This window comes from Telluria sp. ZT3P26 (assembly GCF_059686035.1).
In genome coordinates, this window is the sequence record NZ_JCASII010000004.1 from 252,320 (window position 1) to 270,296 (window position 17,977).

Here is a 17,977-nt window from a genome sequence, read left to right on the forward strand (position 1 = left end):
GGTGTCCTTGTTCGATCAGCCAAGCAGCGCGTCGACGAATTCTTCGGCGTTGAATGGCTGCAGGTCTTCCAGCTTTTCGCCCACGCCGATGAAGTACACGGGAATCGGGCGGTTCTGCGCGATCGCGGCCAGCACGCCACCCTTGGCGGTGCCATCGAGCTTGGTAACGACCAGGCCCGTCAGGCCCAGCGCATCGTCGAACGCCTTGACTTGCGCCAGCGCGTTCTGGCCGGTGTTGCCGTCGATGACGAGCAGGATTTCATGGGGCGCACCCGCCATGCCCTTGCCAATGACGCGCTTGATCTTTTTCAGCTCTTCCATCAGGTGCAGCTGGGTCGGCAGGCGACCGGCCGTGTCGATCATGACGACGTCAGTGCCCCGCGCCTTGCCCGACTGGACCGCATCGAATGCAACGGCGGCCGGATCGCCCGACTGCTGCGAAATCACGGTCACGTTGTTGCGCTGGCCCCAGACCATCAATTGCTCGCGCGCAGCGGCGCGGAACGTGTCGCCCGCAGCCAGCAGCACCGACTGGTCGAAGCTTTGCATGTGCTTGGCCAGCTTGCCGATGGTGGTGGTCTTGCCGGCGCCGTTCACGCCCGCGATCATCATCACCAAAGGATCGTGGCGGCCCAGTTCAAGCGGCTTTTGCAGCGGCAGCAGCATCTCGATCATCAGGCCCTTGAGCGCCGTCTTGACGGCAGCGGCGTCGAGCAGCTTGTCTTCCTTGACCTTGCGGCGCAGCTCGGTGAGCAGGTGCTCGGTGGCGGCAATACCGGCGTCGGACATCAGCAGCGCCGCTTCGAGTTCTTCGTACAGGTCTTCGTCGATGCGCGCACCGACGAACAGCAGCGACAGATTGCTCGAGGTCTTGGACAGGCCGGCCTTTAGGCGCGCCATCCATGAGTGTTTCTTTTCCTGCTCGGTGGTGGGGCGCTCGGCGGTTTCCGGGAACAGGTTGCTGCCTTCGTGCAGCACGCTGACCTCGGTCTTGACCTCGGTCTTGACCTCGGGCCTGGCGTCCGGTTTGACGTCGGATTTGCCCACGGCGGGCGCCGGTGGCGCGGGCCTGGCGACAGGCGCCGCGGGTGCAGCAGGTGCAACAGGTTCCGGCGCCGGGGTATCGGGCGCTTTCTTTCTTTTGAAGAAGCTGAACATAGTGTCTGGTGGGGGACTTCGTGCGAACGCCGGCGGGGCCGGCGATGAAAAAACGTGCGAATATTTTACCAGAGCAGCAATACGTTCCCGCTTTGCGCGTTAGCGTGCTCCTTTTGCGGCCTCGGCCTGCGCGCGCATCATCTCGAGCGTGGCGTTCGGCGTAATCAGATTGCCGTCGTAGCGCAGCTCGATCACGGCCGGCAAATGTTCCTGCGCCGTGTAGGCCAGCGCCCGCGCCAGAGCCGGTGCGAAGTCGGCGGTCTGGTCGACCACTTCGCCATGGCCGCCATAGGCGCGCGCCAGCGCCGCGAAATCTGGATTGTGCAGGTTCGTGCCCGACACGCGGCCCGGATAGGTGCGCTCCTGGTGCATGCGGATCGTGCCGAACATATTGTTGTTGAAGACCAGGATCACGACGCCAGCGCCGTACTGCACGGCGGTGGCCAGTTCCTGGCCCGTCATCATGAATTCGCCGTCACCGGCAAAGGTCACCACGGCCCGCTCGGGATGCACGATCTTGGCTGCAACGCCGCTTGGCACCGCATATCCCATCGCGCCATTGGTCGGCGCCAGCTGCGTGCGCATGCCGCCATACCGGTAGAAGCGGTGCGCCCACGACGCGTAATTGCCGGCGCCGTTGGTGATGATGGCGTCGGGCGGCAGAGCACTTTGCAGATCCTGCACTACTTGCCACAGGTCGAGCGGGACGCCTTCGCGCAGCAGGGCAGGCTGCGCCTGCCACGCGGCCAGCTCCTCCCTGGCCTGCGTCACATTGGCCTGCCAGCTTGCGTCGACCGGTTCCATCGCGGCGAGCATGGCGCACGCCTGCGGCATGCCGGCCGCGATCATCAGTTCGCCCTGGTACACGCTGCCCAGTTCTTCCGGATCGGGGTGGATGTGCACCAGGCGCTGGGCCGGCACGGGCGCGGCCAGCAAGGTGTAGCCACCGGTCGTCATCTCGCCCAGACGCGGACCGATGGCAATCACCAGATCCGCATCTTTCACGCGCGCGGCCAGCTTCGGATTGATGCCGATGCCGACGTCGCCGATGTAGTTCGGGTGTGCGTTGTCGAGCAGGTCCTGGAAGCGGAACGTGCAACCCACCGGCAGGTGATTGCGCTCGGCGAACCGCGCCAGGTCGGCGCAGGCTTGCGCAGTCCAGGTGCCGCCGCCAAGCAGCACGACCGGACGCTCGGCCTCGGCCAGCATCGTGCGCAGTTGCGCGATCTGGTCGGCGGATGGCGCCCCGTGCGCTGGCGTATAGGCGCGCGTGTCGGCGACCTCCGCCAGTGACACGAGCATGTCTTCGGGCAGCGCCAGCACCACCGGACCGGGACGGCCGCTGGTGGCGACCTGGAATGCGCGCGCCAGGTATTCGGGGATGCGGTCGGCGCGGTCGATCTGGGCCACCCACTTGGCCATCTGGCCGTACATGCGGCGGTAGTCGATTTCCTGGAACGCCTCGCGGTCGACGAAGTCGTTGCCTACCTGGCCGATGAACAGAATCATCGGCGTGGAATCCTGGTACGCCGTGTGCACGCCGATCGACGCATTGGTGGCGCCCGGTCCGCGCGTGACGAAGCAGATGCCCGGCTTGCCGGTGAGCTTGCCGTAGGCCTCGGCCATGAACGCCGCGCCCCCTTCCTGGCGGTTGATCACGAACCGGATGTTCGAATCATGCAGCGCGTCGAGCACGTCCAGGTAGCTTTCACCCGGGACACCGAAGGCGGTATCGACGCCGTGAATGGAGAGGGCATCGACCAGGATCTGGCCGCCGGTGCGGGAAGGGTGCGTCATGGGAGGGTCGTCCTTATAGGGTTCGCTTGCAAGTATTCTAAGTGAGCGGCCTGCATGCGGCTTTTGGAATGGCGACATCAAATTTCAGAAAACGGGGGCGCGGCGCCGGGCTTGGCCAGAGGGATATCGGTTACAATGCCCCCGTGAAGCAGGCCAGGCAGTCGCTGGTCCACGCCGCAAGGTCGTGGACGGGAGGAAGGTCCGGACTCCATAGAGCAGGGTGACGGTTAACGGCCGTCCGCCGAAATCCGCTGGCGCAAGCCAGTGGTACAAGGCGAGGAACAGGGCCACAGAGACGAGCGTATTTAGTTACGGTGAAACGCGGTAACCTCCACTCGGAGCAATTCCAAATAGGCACGCGTTGATGTTGCTCGCGGAGCGTGCGGGTAGGAAGCTTGAGCGCTGGAGTAATTCAGCGCCTAGAGGAATGATTGTCCAAGTGTCGCCGCAAGGTGGCATTACACAGAATCCGGCCTATCGGCCTGCTTTACACATAATTTATAACGCGCACCGCTCGGTGCGCGTTTTCCCCGGTCGTCCCGGAGACCGCATTGACCCACTACATCCTCGCCCTCGACCAGGGCACCACCAGTTCGCGTGCGATCGTGTTCGACGATGCCGGCGTGGCCGTCGCCAGCTGCCAGCGCGAATTTCCCCAGCATTTCCCGCAGCCTGGCTGGGTCGAGCACGACCCGCGCGATATCTGGGACAGCCAGCTCGCCTGCGCGCGCGCCGCGCTGACCGACAGCGGCATCGATCCCGCGCGCATCGCCGCGATCGGCATCGCCAACCAGCGCGAAACGACGCTGCTGTGGGACCGCGTTACCGGCGAACCCGTGGCCAACGCCATCGTCTGGCAAGACCGGCGCACGGCGGGCGCCTGCGACCGGCTGCGCGAGGCGGGCAGGGCCGCCATGATCGCCGAACTGACCGGCCTGGAACTCGATGCGTATTTTTCCGCGACCAAGCTGCAATGGTTGCTCGACCATGTCCCGGGCGCGCGCCAGCGGGCGGAGCGGGGCGAGCTGGCGTTTGGCACCGTCGACAGCTATCTGGTCTACCGCCTGTGCGGGCGCCACGTGACCGATGCCAGCAATGCGTCGCGCACGATGCTGTTCAACATCCACACGCTGGCCTGGGATGACGCCTTGCTGGCGCTGTTCGACATCCCGCGCGCGGTGCTGCCCGAGATCGTGCCCAGCAGTGGCCTGGTCGGCCATGCCGCCGCCGAATGGTTCGGCCACCCGATCCCGATTGCCGGCATTGCCGGCGACCAGCAGGCAGCCACCTTCGGCCAGGCGTGCCATCGCAAGGGGATGGCCAAGAATACCTACGGCACCGGGTGCTTCATGCTGATGCATGCCGGCGCCGCGCCACCGGTATCGCATCACCGGCTGCTGTCGACCGTCGGCTGGACGATCGACGGGCGCACCGACTACCTGCTCGAAGGCAGTGTCTTCATGGGCGGGGCCACGGTCCAGTGGTTGCGCGACGGCCTGGGCATCATCCGCCAGTCGCGCGAGGTCGAGGCGCTGTCCATGAGCGTGCCCGACAGCGGCGGCGTCATGCTGGTGCCGGCCTTCACGGGACTGGGCGCGCCGCACTGGGATCCGTACGCACGCGCCACCATCCTCGGCATGACGCGCGGCACCACTGGCGCCCATATCGCGCGCGCCGCGCTCGAGGCCATCGCCTACCAGAGCGCCGAACTGCTGGCGGCGATGCAGAAGGACGCGGCCTGCGCCGTCACCGAACTGCGCGCCGATGGCGGCGCCGCACGCAACGACTTGCTGATGCAGTTCCAGGCCGACCTGCTCGGCATCCCGGTGGTGCGTCCGCGCGTGACCGAGACGACGGCGCTGGGCGCCGCCTGGCTCGCGGGTCTGGCGTGCGGCATCTGGGAATCGCCGGCGGCGCTCGAACACCAGTGGCAGGTCGATACCTGTTTCGAGCCGCGGATGGAGGCCGACCGGCGCGCGGCGCTGATGGCGCGCTGGGCGCGGGCGGTGGCGCATGCACGCGCATGGGCCGAACCGGCAGAATAAACCGCAGTCACATGCCAGGAATGCAACGACTGTTGTAAAAAATCAGCAAAGTGCGCAGATTCCGCAGAATCGAATCAATCTCTTTGATTCCACATGGAAACACATGTATCATATTTTCTGAGTTGAGCAAGATGATGCGCGTCGCGGTGACAGCGCCCTTGAATCTGGAGAATATGATGATGACCACCCCGAAACGTATCCGTGTCCTGGCCGCCATTCTTGCTGCCGTGATGCCGTTCACCACGGGCGCCGCGGTGTATTCCAAGAGCAAGAGCAGCAGCTTCGACGTCACCATGCGCGTCGTGGCCGACTGCACGATCGCCGCCAACGGGATTGACTTCGGCCAGACCGGCGTCATCACGTCGGCCATCACCGGTTCGTCGAATATCAACGTGACGTGCACCAACACCACGCCCTACAACGTGGGCCTGGACGCCGGTACCGGCGCCGGTTCGGCCGGTACCACGCGCTTTTTGAGCGGCACCGGCGCGAACGTCGACACGGTCGCCGTCAACCTGTACCGCAACGCCGGCTCTGGCCTGTGGGGCAATACCCAGGGCACCGACACGCTGGCCGGCACCGGTACCGGCAACGCGCAGACGCTGACCGTGTACGGTGAAATCCCGGTCCAGAAGTCGCCGACGCCGGACAACTACAAATCGACGATCACCGCGACCATCTACTTCTGATCGGAATCGTGCATGCGGGGTTTCTTCTCCATCGTGCTGGTGGCAGCACTGTGTTCCGGCACGGCAGCGCAGGGCGCCAACCTGCAGATTTCGCCGGTGTCGATCAGCTTCCAGCCGGGGCAGAATGCGGCCGGCATCCAGTTGCAGAACAACGGCGACACGCCGCTGTACGGCCAGGTCCGGGTGTATGCCTGGGACCAGCGTGACGGCGTCGATGCCTTGACCCCGACCACGCAGCTCGTGGCCAGCCCGCCGATCATCGAGATCGCGGGCAAGAGCGCGCAGACGATCCGCCTCGTGCGGCGCGCCGGCGTCGCAGTGACGCCGGGCGGCGCCGAACAGACCTACCGCATCCTGATCGACGAACTGCCGCGCGGCGACCCCCAGCAGGGCAATGTCGCGATCCGCCTGCAGTATTCGGTGCCGGCCTTCGTGCTGCCCGCTGATACGCAGGCCGCGCCGCAACTCGAGTGGAGCACTTTCCAGCGCGCCGGCGCCTGGCACCTGCGCGCCCGCAACACCGGTGCGCTGCATGCGCAGATCGGCGCCACCAGCGTGACCGTCGGCAGCCGCGACGTCGTGCTCAGCAAAGGCTTGCTGGGTTACGCGCTGCCGGGCCGCACGCGCGAATGGGCGCTGCCTGCCGACGTCGCCGGCGCACTGCCGGCGCCGCTCGCCATCGACACCACCGTCAACGCCAAGCCGCAGTCCGCCAGGGCGGCCGTCGCGCCGAACTGACGGCCGGGGCAGCCATGCACACGCGCCACCGGGCGTGGCGGGGCCTGAGGTCGTCGTCCCTGTCCACCTGCCTGCTGGCCCTCACCATCACACCCGTCACGCCCATCGCCGTGGCGGCTGCCATGGTGGCTGCTTCGCCAGCCGCGCCCGACGCGCAGGCCGGTCTCGTCGTCGCCCAACCCAGTGAACTGTACCTGGACGTGTCGATCGACGGCCAGCCCACGGGCCTGCTTGTCTCCGTGATGCAGGAGGGCGCCAGCCTGCGCATGACGGTCGAAAGCCTGCGCGAACTGGGCCTGGACCCGGCGCGCTTCGGCGTGGCTGACCGCACCGATTTTCTGCTCGGCGAGATCGACGGCATGACCTGGCGCTACGACAGCGCCGCCCAGACGCTGGCGCTGACCCTGGCGGATCGCCTGCGCGTCGCGCGCGTGCTCAGCGCGCGCACGGTGCGCGCCAGCGGCGCCGGCCAGGCCAGCCGTGGCATGCTCCTGAACTACAACGTGTTCGCCCAGAGCAGCGGCGGCTCGGTCGCCAGCAACCTCGACCTGCGCTATTTCGATCCGCGCGGCAGCCTGAGCAGCACCGGCGCGGCCATCCTGCGCGGCGAGGAGCGCGGCTACACGCGCTACGACACCACCTGGACCCACGCCAACCAGGACCGCCTGACCACCGTGCAACTGGGCGACACGGTGACCCCGGCGCTGAGCTGGTCGCGCGCGCTGCGCCTGGGCGGCATCGAGTGGCGCCGCAATTTCGAGCTGCGCCCGGATCTCGTGACCTATCCGGTGGCCTCGATTGCCGGGTCGGCCGTCGTCCCCACGAGCGTCGACCTGTTCGTCAACAATGTGCGCCAGTTCAGCAGCAGCGTGCCGACCGGCCCGTTCGTGGTCGACCAGGTGGCGGGCCTGAACGGTGCCGGCCAGGCCACCGTCATCACGCGCGATGCGCTGGGGCGCGAAATCGCCACCACGTTGCCGCTGTATGTCGACACGCGCTTGCTGGCGCGCGGCCTGACCGATTTCGCCGTGTCGCTCGGGGCGCTGCGGCGCGACTACGGCGTGGCATCGTTCCGCTACGGCGGTCCGGCGGCGGTGGGCTCGGTGCGCCACGGCTGGACCGACCGCCTGACGCTGGAAGGGCATGCCGAGGCCGGCAAGGGGCAGGTGCTGGTGGGCGGTGGCGTGCTGGCGCGCGTGCCCGGCGCCGGCGTGGCCAGCGGCGCACTGGCGGTTAGCGCCGGTCGCTATCGTGGCTGGCAAGCCACGCTCGGCTACCAGTATGTGTCGCCGCGCTTCGCACTCGACCTGCAATCGATCCGCGCCAGCGCCGGCTTCGGCGACCTGGGCACGCTCGAAGGCACGCCGGTGCCGCGCGCGCTCGACCGGGCCAGCATCAGCACCGCGTTCGGCGGCAACAGCTTCAGTCTCAACCTGATCGGGCTGCGTACGCCACTGGTGGCCGGCGGCGCGCCGCTGATCGATCCGTTCGGCAACCCGCTGGGCGGGCTGACTGCACAGGCCCCGACCCCGACCCAGGTGACGCGCACCGTGTCGCTGGCCTGGTCGCGCAGCGTCGGCCTGCGCGGCTACTTCAGCCTGGGCGCGTTCCAGGACCTCGAGCGGCGTGCCGAACGGGGCATCACGGCCACGTTCAGCATGGCCTTCGATTCGCGCGTGGCCGTCAATGCCAGTGCGGGGCGCCAGCGCGGCGAGCAGGTGGCGTCGCTGTCGATGGGGCGCGCGCCGGACTTCGATGGCGGCCTCGGCTGGGCCGTGCAGACCGGCAAGACCGGCCCGCAGCGCTACGACCAGGCCCAGCTGCAATACCTGGGCGCGCACGGTCGCGCGATCGTCTCGACCCAGCGTGTCGGCGACAGCCGCAACACGAGCCTGGATGTCAGCGGCGCCATCGTCGCGATGGACGGCGCCGTGCTCACGGCGCGCAATGTCGGCCGCGGCTTTGCGCTCGTCTCGAGCGGCGTGCCCGGCCTGCCGGTGCTGCAGGACAATCGCCCGATCGGCCGCACCGACCGCCACGGGCGCCTGCTGGTGCCCGACCTGCAACCGTACGCCGCCAGCCGGATCGCGATCGATCCATCGTCGCTGCCGTCCGATACCCGCATCCCGCACACACTGCTCGAGATCGTCCCGCGCCAGAACGCCGGCGTGGTGGCGCGCTTCGCGATCGAGCGCTACGCGGCCGCAACGCTCACGCTGGTACGCGCCGATGGCACCGTGCCCGACGTCGGCACGCTCGCGCGCCTGGATGGCAGCGAACTGACGGCGATGGTCGGGTACGATGGCGTGCTGTTCATCGAAGGCTTGCGCGCGCAGAACCGCGTGCGCGTCGGCAGCGGCAAGGCGGTGTGCGAAGTACGTTTCGACTACAAGCCGGTGGCGGGCGAACTGCCCGTGATCGGACCGCTGGTTTGCCAGCCCCTGCAAGGAGAATGACCAAATGACCGCAATCTGCCGCCCACTTGCGCCACGCCTGTGCCGCCTGCTCCTGATGACCGTCACGCTGTGGTTGCTGGCCGCCACCGCGGCGCGCGCCGACAACTGCGTGGCTGCGATGACTGACGTCGACTTCGGCGTGGTCAGTCCGATCGCGGGCAGCGACGTCACGGCCAGCGGCACGCTGACCGTCACCTGCTACTGGACCATCGGCACCAATGCACTGCTGCTGCCGGCGGCGAACGTCTGCGTCAATCTGGGCGTCGGCCCGGGGGGCGGTACCGGCGCCCCGCGCTACCTGCTGAATGGCAGCAACCGCATGGCCTTCAATCTCTACACCGACAGCTCGTACACGGCGGCCAAGATATGGGGCAGCACGGCCAGCACCATTGGCGCCAGACCGATCAACGGGACGCTGGTGGGCTTGCTGGGATTGGGCGGGGTAACGCAAAGCTTCACCGTGTACGGCAGGATTCCGGCGGCGAGCCTGGTGGGTGTGCCCACGGTCGGCAATGCCGACACGGTCTATGGCGCCAGCTTCGCCGGCCATGGCACCGTGCAGTACGGCTTTGGCAGCGTGCCGTGCACGGCCGGCGCCAGCACGGCATTCTCGTTCCAGGCGCGCGCCACGGCGGTCAACAATTGTCTGATCAGCACCAGCAATCTGGCCTTTGCCAGCGGCAGCCCGATCACCGACCAGCGCATCAGCGCGCCGCTCAGCGTGGCCTGCACCGCCAACAGCACGTACCAGATCGCGCTGAACGGCGGGGTGTCCGGCAATCCGGGCGCGCGCACGATGAAGAACAGCGTGACCGGCGAGACGCTGACCTACCGGATCTCGGCCACGCCCGACGGCCCGGCCTGGGGCGACGGGCTGGTGGGTACCACGGTCTACAGCGGTATCGGCACTGGCAGCGCGCAGGCCGTCATGATGCACGGGATCGTGCCGCGCCAGCGCGCCCCGACGCCAGGCGATTACCGCGATACGGTGACGGTGCTGCTGATGTTCTGACGGAACGCTGCTGCGCCGCTCAGGCCGCGGCGTCGAGCTGGCTGATCAGTTCGCCCAGCGGCATCGGGCGGCAGAACAGGAAGCCCTGCATGCACGGCTTGCCGTGCGATGCCAGGAACTGCGCCTGTTCCCGGGTTTCGATGCCTTCGGCGACCACGCGCAGGCCGAGCTGGCCGGCCATCGCGAGGATCGATTTGACCAGCGCGGTGCCATTCACGTCGTGGGGCATGTCGCGCATGAAGCCCTTGTCGATCTTCAGTTCGTACAGTGGCATTTTCTGCAGATAGGCCAGGCTCGAGTAGCCGGTGCCGAAGTCGTCGATCGAGAACCGGATGCCCATCTCGGCCAGGATGTTCATCCGCACGACGGTCGCATCCATGTTCTCGACCAGCAGGCCTTCGGTCAGTTCGAAGATCAGCTGGGAGGCGGGCACGCCCGTCTCGGCGAGGACCGAGCGCACCACGTCGACGAAGTCGGCTTGCTGGAACTGGCGCGGGCTGACGTTGATCGACAGCGGCAGCGCATGGCCGGCATGCGACAGGCGCAGCCAGGACAGGCAGGCCTGGCGCAGCACCCAGGTGCCCAGCGGTACGATCAGCCCGGTTTTTTCGGCAATCGGAATGAACACATTGGGTGGCACCAGCACGCCGTCGGCGCGGCGCCAGCGCAGCAGCGATTCCGCACCGATCGGCTGGCCGTCGGGACTGACCTGCAACTGCAGATGCAGGGCAAATTCGTCGTTCTCGAGCGCGTTGCCCAGGTCGCGTTCGAGCATCAGCGTATTTTCGGCAGCGGCGAGCATGGTCGTCTCGAACAGCGCGGCGCCATTGCGGCCCGCTGCCTTGGCGTGGTACATCGCCGTATCGGCTTCGCGCAGCAGGTCCTGGGCGGTGTGTTCAAGGCGGATAGGCAGCGAAATGCCAACGCTTCCCGATGACTGGTAGACCTGGCCATCGATGTCGACGGGGCGGCGCAGGGCAGTGCCGACGCGCTCGGCCAGTGCCAGTGCGGCCGCAGTGGCCGCACTGGCGTCGTCGCCAAGATCCTCGGCCAGCACGACGAATTCGTCGCCTCCCAGGCGCGCCACGGTGTCGCGCCGGTGGACGGTCTCGCGCAGGATGCCGGCCACGTGTTTCAGCAAGGCGTCGCCGGTTGCATGGCCGCGCGCATCGTTGACGCTCTTGAAATTGTCCAGATCGAGGTACAGCACGGCGCCGATGCCGTTACCGTGATGCGCCTTGTCGACCAGGGCGCTCAGGCGTTCCATCAGCAGGCGCCGGTTCGGCAGTTCGGTCAGCACGTCGTAGAACGCCAGCTTGCGGATCGATTCGGCGGACTGCCGCTTTTCGGTGATGTCACGGCCAACGGCAACCCAGTGCGTGATTGGTCCCCCTTCGCTGGCGAACGGCACGATATCGACTTCCACCCAGCGGGGTTCGCCGGCTTTCGTGTAATTGACCAGTTGCGCCGACGCGGGTTCATAGCGTCCCATCGCATCGGCCAGGGCGGCGACGGTGTCGGTGCAGGTTTCCGGTCCGTGCAACGCATACAGGCTGCGTCCGATGATTTCGTCGACGCGGTAACCGCTGTGGCGCTCGAAGGAAGCATTCGCGAAGATGATCGGTTGGTGCGAGGCTTTCCCGGGAATCGCCTGGACGATCAGCACCATGTCGTGCAAGCCCGCGAGCGCCGCCGAGGTCAGGCGCCATTCCTGGTTCACACGGCGCAGTGCGATGCGTTCCTGCTCGAGGGATTCGGACACGGCGTCAGCCTTGTTCAGCGAACGTGACAAACCCTTGAGCACGCTGCCCGCCGTCAGCGTCCCCAGCGTGCCGACGCACACATAGTTCAGCGTGAAAATCAGCGCGCCCACGACCGAGTCACGCGCGAAGTTGCCAATGGTGAGCTCGCTGTAGCCGGCCATGCCAAGTCCCACCATCGAGAGCGCGCCGGCCGCGATCGTCGCATACGCAGCGCGCTGGCCCAGCAGAATCACGGCGATGACGGGTGTGGCAAGAAGGTAGCATAGGCCGACCGCGCCGACCATCACGATCGAACCGACGCCGACGAAAAACATCATGGCAAGGAAGCTGATTACCCTGGTCGTGTGCGGCAGGCGGTCGAGACGCCAGAGCGCCAGGATCCATACCAGTGCGAGGGTGTCCATCAAGGCGACCTGCGGGTAGCCCTGATAGGCGGCGACCAGCGCGTTCGGCACGGCAACGACCAGCGCCAGTACCAGCACTGCTGACATCAGCGTGGCAAACGCGCGTACGCGCCACCTCAGCAAGTCCTGATTGATTCTATGAGGCATCCAGGCTGTCCATTATTACAACGATTGTCATTTTAATTTCATTTGAGAAAGATTCTATCACTTTGTATCCTGATTTCCGGGCGGCACACGGCGCTTGTTGCCATCGTGTTGCGCATTTGCGACCAGCGCTGTCAAGCCCATGTTCGTCGTGATTGCATGTGTCTTAAGCCATGAACAGAGCACGAGTTTACGTTCTTCTCGGCAATACATTTCTCACGATAACTATTAAGCTGTCGGGAAATAATCTCACCTGCCGTACTGCACCTGCCCATGCCACCCACCGCCGATCTCGATGTGCTCCGCCTGCAACGCCTTGACGAGCGGCGCAAACCGCTGGTCGTGCGGTCGATCGTTCTGATGGCAGGCTTTTGCCTGTTGCTGATCGGCCTGCATGCGTGGAGCTTGTGGGCCTCGCGCCAGGGCGAACTGGACCAGACGGCAATCAGCACCGAAAACATGGCGCGAGCGCTGGCGTCGCACGCCGAGCGCTCGCTGACGGTCGCCGACTCGGTCCTGGCGGAGATGGTCGAACGGGTCGAGCTGTCGGCGACCACGCCGCTCGATCTCGAGCGCCTGCATGCGCGGATGGCGCGCATCACCCGCACCAGCGAAGAGGTGCGGGAGGTGTACATCTACGACGCCGAGGGCAAGCGCCTGGCGACCTCGCTGCCATCGGTATTGCCGGGCAACATCCTGGACCGCGAGTATTTTCGGTATCACATGACCCATACCGACCTGGGCACGCGCATCGGCAAGCCGATCTTCAGCCGTTCGACGGGCATCCAGACCATTCCCGTGTCGCGCCGGATCAATCGCCCCGATGGCAGTTTCGGCGGCGTCGCGATGGCCTCGCTCAATCTCGATTTCTTCGGCAAGTTCTACGACAGTTTCGATGTCGGCCGCACCGGCACGATCATCCTGGCCATCGATGACGGCACCTTGCTGTACCGCCGCCCTTTCAATGCCGCGATGGTGGGAACGAGCATCAAGAACGGCCCCGTGTTTCAGACCTATGCCAAATCGGGCCCGGTCGGCACCGCGATGATGGTTGCCAGGATCGATGGCGTCGAGCGCCTCTACAGCTACCGCCACCTGGACGGCTTTCCGCTGCTGGTGGCGACGGCCCAGGCGAAGGACGAAATCCTGGACGGCTGGTGGATGGCGGTGATCAAGATGAGCTGCGTCGTCGTGTTCGCCGTGTGCATGCTCGGCTGGGGAGGGCACCGCATGATCAGCCAGTTGCGCCTGCGCGAGGCGCTGGAGTCCGAACTGCGTGCGGCGCGCAGTGCGCTCGAATTGCACAATGTATCGCTGCGCCACCTGGCCGATGTCGACGCCCTGACCGGGCTGGCCAACCGGCGCCGCTTCGATGAAGTGCTGGCCCTGGAATACGAACGCGGGCGGCGCAGCGGGCTGCCGTTTTCCCTGATCCTGCTCGATGTCGACCATTTCAAGAAGTTCAATGACCGCTATGGCCACGTCGCCGGCGACGCGTGCCTGCGCCGGGTTGCCGAGGCGATCGCATCAGGGCCGCGGCGCCCGACCGACCTGACGGCGCGCTATGGCGGCGAAGAGTTCGCGATCATCCTGCCGGATACCGACAACGACGGCGCCCGCGCGGTGGCCGAGAACATCCGCTGCGCCGTGCAGGCGCTCGGCCTGGCGCACGAGGGGAGTGCCTACGGCCACGTGTCCATCAGTCTCGGGGTGCATACCTGCGATCAGGCCGAGCCGACCTGCGGGACACCGCTGGCCTGCATCGAGGCCGCCGACCGCCTGCTGTACCAGGCCAAGATGGAAGGGCGCAATCGCCTGGCCGCCGCGGCGTAGTAACAACCGGTTGTCGGGCGCTGTTTCAGCCCGGCGCCAGCGCCAGCGCAATGGCTCGTCTATACTGCACCGATGATACCGATGCCCCGCAGGACCTCATGAAGCGACGCACCTGGCGTCGAACCGTGCCATGACCAACACAGACAATGTTGCCAAAAAAGTGATCCTGGTGGTCGACGATCTCGCGTTCGACGCCGAATTCACGCTGCAGGCGCTGGGAAAGTACGACGGCCGGTTCGAGGTCGATGTCGCGCGCGACGGCTGGGATGCGCTGGTGCTGATGAAGGACCGTCATTTCGACCTGATCCTGATGGACCTGAAGATGCCCCGGATGGATGGATTCGAGACGATGATCCTGATGCGCGGCTACCAGTTGCAGCACGACGTGCCGCTGATCATCCTGACCAACTCGGATCTCGACGCCGACCGCGACCGGGCGCGTCAGCTCGGCGCTGCCGACTATGTCCACAAGTCGGCCGACCTGGCGCAGTACAAGGCCGTGCTGCAGGCCACCGTCGAAAAGCACGTGCGCCTCTGACGGTGGCCTGCGCGCGCCACCGGTTCAGCGCCGCTTCGAGCGGCCGATAATGCTTGCAACCTTGGTGGTGATCATGTCCACTGCCGGGCCGTTCGCGCCATGGGGCAGGATCACGTCGGCATTGCGCTTGGTGGGCTCGATGAACTGCTTGTGCATCGGCCGCACCGTGTCCAGGTACTGGCCGACGATGCTCTCCAGCGAACGGCCCCGTTCGGCGATATCGCGCTGCATGCGGCGGATGAAGCGCACGTCGGACGCCGTATCGACAAAGATCTTCAGCGACATCATGTCGCGCAGGTCGGCGTCATACAGGGCAAACAACCCTTCGACCACGATCACCGGTGCCGGTGTGACGGGGATGGTCTTGTCCGAGCGGTTGTCGATCGTGAAATCATATTCGGGCATCGCAATCGCTTCGCCATTGCGCAAGGCCTGGACATGCTGGATCAGCAATGGCCAGTCGAATGCGTGCGGATGATCGTAGTTCTGCTTGCGGCGTACTTCGGGCGGAAGGTCGGACTGGTCGCGGTAGTAATCGTCCTGCATCACGATCGAGACCATGTCGGCGCCGAACGACGCCAGGACCTGCTGGGACACCGTGGACTTGCCACTGCCGCTGCCACCGGCGACACCGATGACGAACGGCGTAAAGGGAATGGAGTTCATCCGCGCATGATACCGGAGCGGCGCGCAGGCCGACAGGGCAGGGCCGGCGAGGGCCTTGCGCACATATCAGTGATCAGTGGGTCAAAAGTAGACGGTGACGCGGCCGGCGTCCGGGCCGGCGCTGTGCAGCATTGGCGCGGCCGGGGCATCGAGGCGATACGGCGTGGCCGGGCTGGCGCAGTGCACCTGCACGGCGGCGCCGGCATCGATCGAGCAGGTTGCCACTACCGTGAGGCGCGCTTCGAAGCTTGCCGACACCACGTGCGCATCTGCACCAGCCGACAGCGGCAGCGTGGCAATGGCGAGCAGGGTGGCAAGGAAACGGGCGGCGCGTGGCATGCTATGTATTGGAGGCAATTAGCCGGGAGATCGACGATGAAGCCCATCATAGCCAGTTTGACGACAGCATGCGCGAACCGGTCACGCAGTGACGCGCGTGCAGAATCTAGCGGAATTTCTGGTTTGACGGAATTGATTTGCCGGATCGGCGGGATGCATCGTCAATACGAAGCATACACAGCAAAAAACTTGATGGAATACTAAAGATATTGTCGGTTTTACGGATTTCGCGATGAATTAGAGAATAGTCTCTAAAAGCAACATATATTTCAAAATAGAAATATCAAACCGTATTTTCAGGGGAATTCGCCAGCAACCCTGTCACCGCATCGATCAACTCGATCGGGCTGAAGGGCTTGACGATGTAGAGATCGGCGCCGGCGTCCATGCCGGCGGTCACGTCGCTCTGCTGGCCACAGGCCGACAGGAGGACGATCTTGACACCGGCATTGGCCGGATCCTGCCGCAGCCGGGCGCAGACGTCGAGCCCGCTGGCACCGGGCCCAAGCCAGATGTCGAGCACGACCACGTCGGGCCGCTCGGCGGCAAACAGGGCGAGCGCCTGTTCGGCGTTGGATGCTTCGACGATGCGGCCCAGCGTTTGCAGGCTCAGCGAGATCAGCAGGCGCAGTTCGTCCTGGTCATCGACAACAAGAATGGTGTTAGCGGGCATCGGCGTGCTCCCACCGGCGAGACTGGATGCGTGCGCCGGGCCGGACGGGCGACGGCGTCGGAAGGGCGGGCAGGAAGGCCTGGGTGGCGGTCATGGATGGGGGGCATGGAAGGCGCGTCGGTGCGCCGAGCATAGCAGTTCAGTGCCTGATCAAGCGCGCGCCAGGCCGTGTTCGACAGCGACCCGCAGTTCGCCAAACGGCACTGGCTTGGGGAAGACCGGGATATCGGCTGGCAAGCCCATGGCCTTGATCGTTGCGCGGTCCAGGCCGCTGACGACGATCATGCTCATGCCGGCGCTGCCGCTGTCCTCGCGCAGCGTGCGGATCATGCGAAACCCGTCCATGCCTGGCATGTTCAGGTCGCTGACCAGCAGGTCAGGGCGCTCTTCGCCGATGCGGATCAGGGCCTCGAAGCCATTGTTGGCCTTGACGACATCCAGGTCCATGCCCCAGCCGGCCATTTCCAGCTCGTACAGGCGCAGCATCAGGGGATCATCATCCACCACCAGCACGCGGCGCGTCGTCGATACCGGGGCAACCGGCGCGACCGGGCGCGGTGCATGGGCGGCGATGGCAATGCGGCGCCCGTCGACCAGGCGGTTGACCGATTCGAGCGTGATGCGGCGATGGCCGCCTGCCGTGCGCCACGCCTGCAGCGTGCCGTTCTCCACCCACAACTGCACCGTGCGGTGCGACACGCCGAGGACGGCGGCCGCTTCCTTGGTCGAGCAATACTCGGCGGCGTTGTACGGTACGGCCGGTTGCAGGTCGAGTGAATTTTTCATATTTGCCGATGTTACGTTTTAAGTTTCCCAAAGTCAAAATAGTTAACCTGGGAAATGACAAGTTTACCAAACCAAAAGTCGGTATTCGGGATGTCAAAGCGGAGCATAGCGCATTGGCAAGTTCTTGGGGTGCATGAGAGTGCTGGATGCCCGTACAGTGATTGGAGGCAGGTGCCAGTTGTTACTTTACGTCAATATCATTCTTTGCCTTGTGCAGGCACAAACGTAAAGATGGTGTTTCCAAATGAGGCCCGACCTTCACTGTGACTGCTAAGTCCCTAATTTAAAGGGAGATTTTGAATTGTCGAGTACCCCGAATAAGCGTCTAAGTCATTGGTTTCATTGGCAAAATTAGGAATGCACCGTTGGGAATTCGCTTGACCGTCAACATTGCTTCCACTAAAGTGGGAAACAGTGTGAAAAAGTGTCGATTTGTGGGAAGAAATCCAGATCCCGGCGCCAGACAACAACGACCAACCGAATTTTCCAAGCTAGGCATATACGTGTTCCAGGGCGCGTCAGCAATCAATCTCGATGCAAAGGGCCGGATGTCCATCCCGGCCAAGCATCGTGACGCCTTGACGCTTCAGTGCGAAGGCCGCGTGACGCTGACCAAGCACCCGCAGGGCTGCCTGTTGTTCTTCCCGCGCCCGGTGTGGGAAGAGCATCGCAAGCAGATCGCTGCCTGGCCGATGTCGGCCCGCGCGTGGCAGCGCATTTTCCTTGGCAATGCCGTCGATGTCGAGCTTGACAGCGCCGGACGCATCCTGATCTCTCCCGAGCTGCGCGCTGCAGTCGGGCTCGAGAAGGAAGTGATGATGCTCGGCATGGGCAGTCACTTCGAAATCTGGAACGCGGCCAGGTTGGCCGAGGACGAGGCCGCAGCCGTGGCTGGTGGCATGCCGGATGTACTTTCCAATTTTTCTTTCTGAGGCG

General features: G+C 65.3%; 15 protein-coding genes and 1 other RNA gene. 9 read left to right on the plus strand and 7 right to left on the minus strand.

The features are described 5' to 3' along the window. Positions 1-15 precede the first annotated feature (15 nt). Positions 16-1,158, minus strand: coding sequence for a signal recognition particle-docking protein FtsY (gene ftsY / locus AC56LN_RS14880; protein WP_499572813.1), 1,143 nt, complete (start codon positions 1,156-1,158; stop codon positions 16-18). Between the two features lie 99 nt (positions 1,159-1,257). Continuing rightward, entirely contained in the window at positions 1,258-2,955 is a 1,698-nt protein-coding gene (locus AC56LN_RS14885) for a thiamine pyrophosphate-binding protein (RefSeq protein WP_499572815.1), read from the minus strand. A gap of 145 nt (positions 2,956-3,100) precedes the next feature. Between AC56LN_RS14885 and rnpB the strand changes: the two genes are divergently transcribed. From rnpB to AC56LN_RS14915, 6 genes are all read left to right on the plus strand, one after another. Beyond that, positions 3,101-3,448: RNase P RNA component class A (gene rnpB / locus AC56LN_RS14890), an RNA gene on the plus strand. Between the two features lie 58 nt (positions 3,449-3,506). Beyond that, positions 3,507-5,000: a glycerol kinase GlpK gene (gene glpK, locus AC56LN_RS14895; protein WP_499572817.1), complete on the plus strand. Its 1,494-nt coding sequence runs from the start codon at positions 3,507-3,509 to the stop codon at positions 4,998-5,000. A gap of 176 nt (positions 5,001-5,176) precedes the next feature. Further along, positions 5,177-5,689: a Csu type fimbrial protein gene (locus AC56LN_RS14900; RefSeq protein ID WP_482900173.1), complete on the plus strand. Its 513-nt coding sequence runs from the start codon at positions 5,177-5,179 to the stop codon at positions 5,687-5,689. A gap of 12 nt (positions 5,690-5,701) precedes the next feature. Further along, a complete protein-coding gene (locus tag AC56LN_RS14905) occupies positions 5,702-6,427 on the plus strand; it encodes a fimbrial biogenesis chaperone (RefSeq protein ID WP_499572818.1) in 726 nt (241 codons plus the stop codon). 14 nt (positions 6,428-6,441) lie between these two features. Beyond that, positions 6,442-8,883, plus strand: a complete 2,442-nt coding sequence (locus AC56LN_RS14910; RefSeq protein ID WP_499572820.1) for a fimbria/pilus outer membrane usher protein — start codon at positions 6,442-6,444, stop codon at positions 8,881-8,883. Between the two features lie 4 nt (positions 8,884-8,887). Then, the gene (locus AC56LN_RS14915) at positions 8,888-9,895 is read left to right on the plus strand and encodes a Csu type fimbrial protein (RefSeq protein WP_499572822.1); all 1,008 of its coding nucleotides are present in this window, start codon (positions 8,888-8,890) and stop codon (positions 9,893-9,895) included. Positions 9,896-9,914: 19 nt separating this feature from the next. On the opposite strand, the gene AC56LN_RS14920 is transcribed toward AC56LN_RS14915, so the two are convergent. Then, positions 9,915-12,209 (minus strand): putative bifunctional diguanylate cyclase/phosphodiesterase, encoded by a 2,295-nt coding sequence (locus AC56LN_RS14920; RefSeq protein ID WP_499572824.1) that lies wholly within the window; start codon positions 12,207-12,209, stop codon positions 9,915-9,917. A gap of 270 nt (positions 12,210-12,479) precedes the next feature. On the opposite strand from AC56LN_RS14920, the gene AC56LN_RS14925 reads away from it, so the two are divergent. Both AC56LN_RS14925 and AC56LN_RS14930 read left to right on the plus strand, forming a co-directional pair. Further along, the gene (locus AC56LN_RS14925; protein ID WP_499572826.1) at positions 12,480-14,039 is read left to right on the plus strand and encodes a sensor domain-containing diguanylate cyclase; all 1,560 of its coding nucleotides are present in this window, start codon (positions 12,480-12,482) and stop codon (positions 14,037-14,039) included. A 130-nt stretch (positions 14,040-14,169) separates the two neighbouring features. Next, positions 14,170-14,577: a response regulator gene (locus AC56LN_RS14930; RefSeq protein WP_499572828.1), complete on the plus strand. Its 408-nt coding sequence runs from the start codon at positions 14,170-14,172 to the stop codon at positions 14,575-14,577. A gap of 24 nt (positions 14,578-14,601) precedes the next feature. Here the strand turns inward: AC56LN_RS14930 and udk are convergent, their stop codons facing one another. The 4 genes from udk to AC56LN_RS14950 form a co-directional block, all read right to left on the minus strand. Beyond that, positions 14,602-15,243: a uridine kinase gene (udk, locus tag AC56LN_RS14935; protein ID WP_482897487.1), complete on the minus strand. Its 642-nt coding sequence runs from the start codon at positions 15,241-15,243 to the stop codon at positions 14,602-14,604. 81 nt (positions 15,244-15,324) lie between these two features. Continuing rightward, positions 15,325-15,582, minus strand: coding sequence for a hypothetical protein (locus tag AC56LN_RS14940; RefSeq protein ID WP_499572830.1), 258 nt, complete (start codon positions 15,580-15,582; stop codon positions 15,325-15,327). A 283-nt stretch (positions 15,583-15,865) separates the two neighbouring features. Then, positions 15,866-16,255 carry a response regulator transcription factor gene (locus tag AC56LN_RS14945; RefSeq protein ID WP_499572832.1) on the minus strand — a complete coding sequence of 130 codons (390 nt, stop codon included), beginning with the start codon at positions 16,253-16,255 and terminating at the stop codon, positions 15,866-15,868. 150 nt (positions 16,256-16,405) lie between these two features. Then, complete coding sequence (locus AC56LN_RS14950; RefSeq protein ID WP_482897490.1) at positions 16,406-17,041, minus strand: response regulator; 636 nt, start codon at positions 17,039-17,041, stop codon at positions 16,406-16,408. Positions 17,042-17,544: 503 nt separating this feature from the next. Between AC56LN_RS14950 and mraZ the strand changes: the two genes are divergently transcribed. Next, positions 17,545-17,973 (plus strand): division/cell wall cluster transcriptional repressor MraZ, encoded by a 429-nt coding sequence (mraZ, locus tag AC56LN_RS14955; RefSeq protein WP_482900174.1) that lies wholly within the window; start codon positions 17,545-17,547, stop codon positions 17,971-17,973. Positions 17,974-17,977 lie beyond the last annotated feature (4 nt).

Excerpts from the sequence above, each read along its gene's own strand:
- AC56LN_RS14945 (WP_499572832.1), bottom strand. The coding sequence starts at position 16,255 with ATGCCCGCTAACACCATTCTTGTTGTCGATGACCAGGACGAACTGCGC.
- ftsY (WP_499572813.1), bottom strand. The coding sequence starts at position 1,158 with ATGTTCAGCTTCTTCAAAAGAAAGAAAGCGCCCGATACCCCGGCGCCG.
- AC56LN_RS14950 (WP_482897490.1), bottom strand. The coding sequence starts at position 17,041 with ATGAAAAATTCACTCGACCTGCAACCGGCCGTACCGTACAACGCCGCC.
- AC56LN_RS14905 (WP_499572818.1), top strand. The coding sequence starts at position 5,702 with ATGCGGGGTTTCTTCTCCATCGTGCTGGTGGCAGCACTGTGTTCCGGC.
- AC56LN_RS14885 (WP_499572815.1), bottom strand. The coding sequence starts at position 2,955 with ATGACGCACCCTTCCCGCACCGGCGGCCAGATCCTGGTCGATGCCCTC.
- AC56LN_RS14930 (WP_499572828.1), top strand. The coding sequence starts at position 14,170 with ATGACCAACACAGACAATGTTGCCAAAAAAGTGATCCTGGTGGTCGAC.
- udk (WP_482897487.1), bottom strand. The coding sequence starts at position 15,243 with ATGAACTCCATTCCCTTTACGCCGTTCGTCATCGGTGTCGCCGGTGGC.
- AC56LN_RS14900 (WP_482900173.1), top strand. The coding sequence starts at position 5,177 with ATGATGACCACCCCGAAACGTATCCGTGTCCTGGCCGCCATTCTTGCT.
- AC56LN_RS14915 (WP_499572822.1), top strand. The coding sequence starts at position 8,888 with ATGACCGCAATCTGCCGCCCACTTGCGCCACGCCTGTGCCGCCTGCTC.
- AC56LN_RS14920 (WP_499572824.1), bottom strand. The coding sequence starts at position 12,209 with ATGCCTCATAGAATCAATCAGGACTTGCTGAGGTGGCGCGTACGCGCG.
- AC56LN_RS14910 (WP_499572820.1), top strand. The coding sequence starts at position 6,442 with ATGCACACGCGCCACCGGGCGTGGCGGGGCCTGAGGTCGTCGTCCCTG.
- AC56LN_RS14925 (WP_499572826.1), top strand. The coding sequence starts at position 12,480 with ATGCCACCCACCGCCGATCTCGATGTGCTCCGCCTGCAACGCCTTGAC.
- AC56LN_RS14940 (WP_499572830.1), bottom strand. The coding sequence starts at position 15,582 with ATGCCACGCGCCGCCCGTTTCCTTGCCACCCTGCTCGCCATTGCCACG.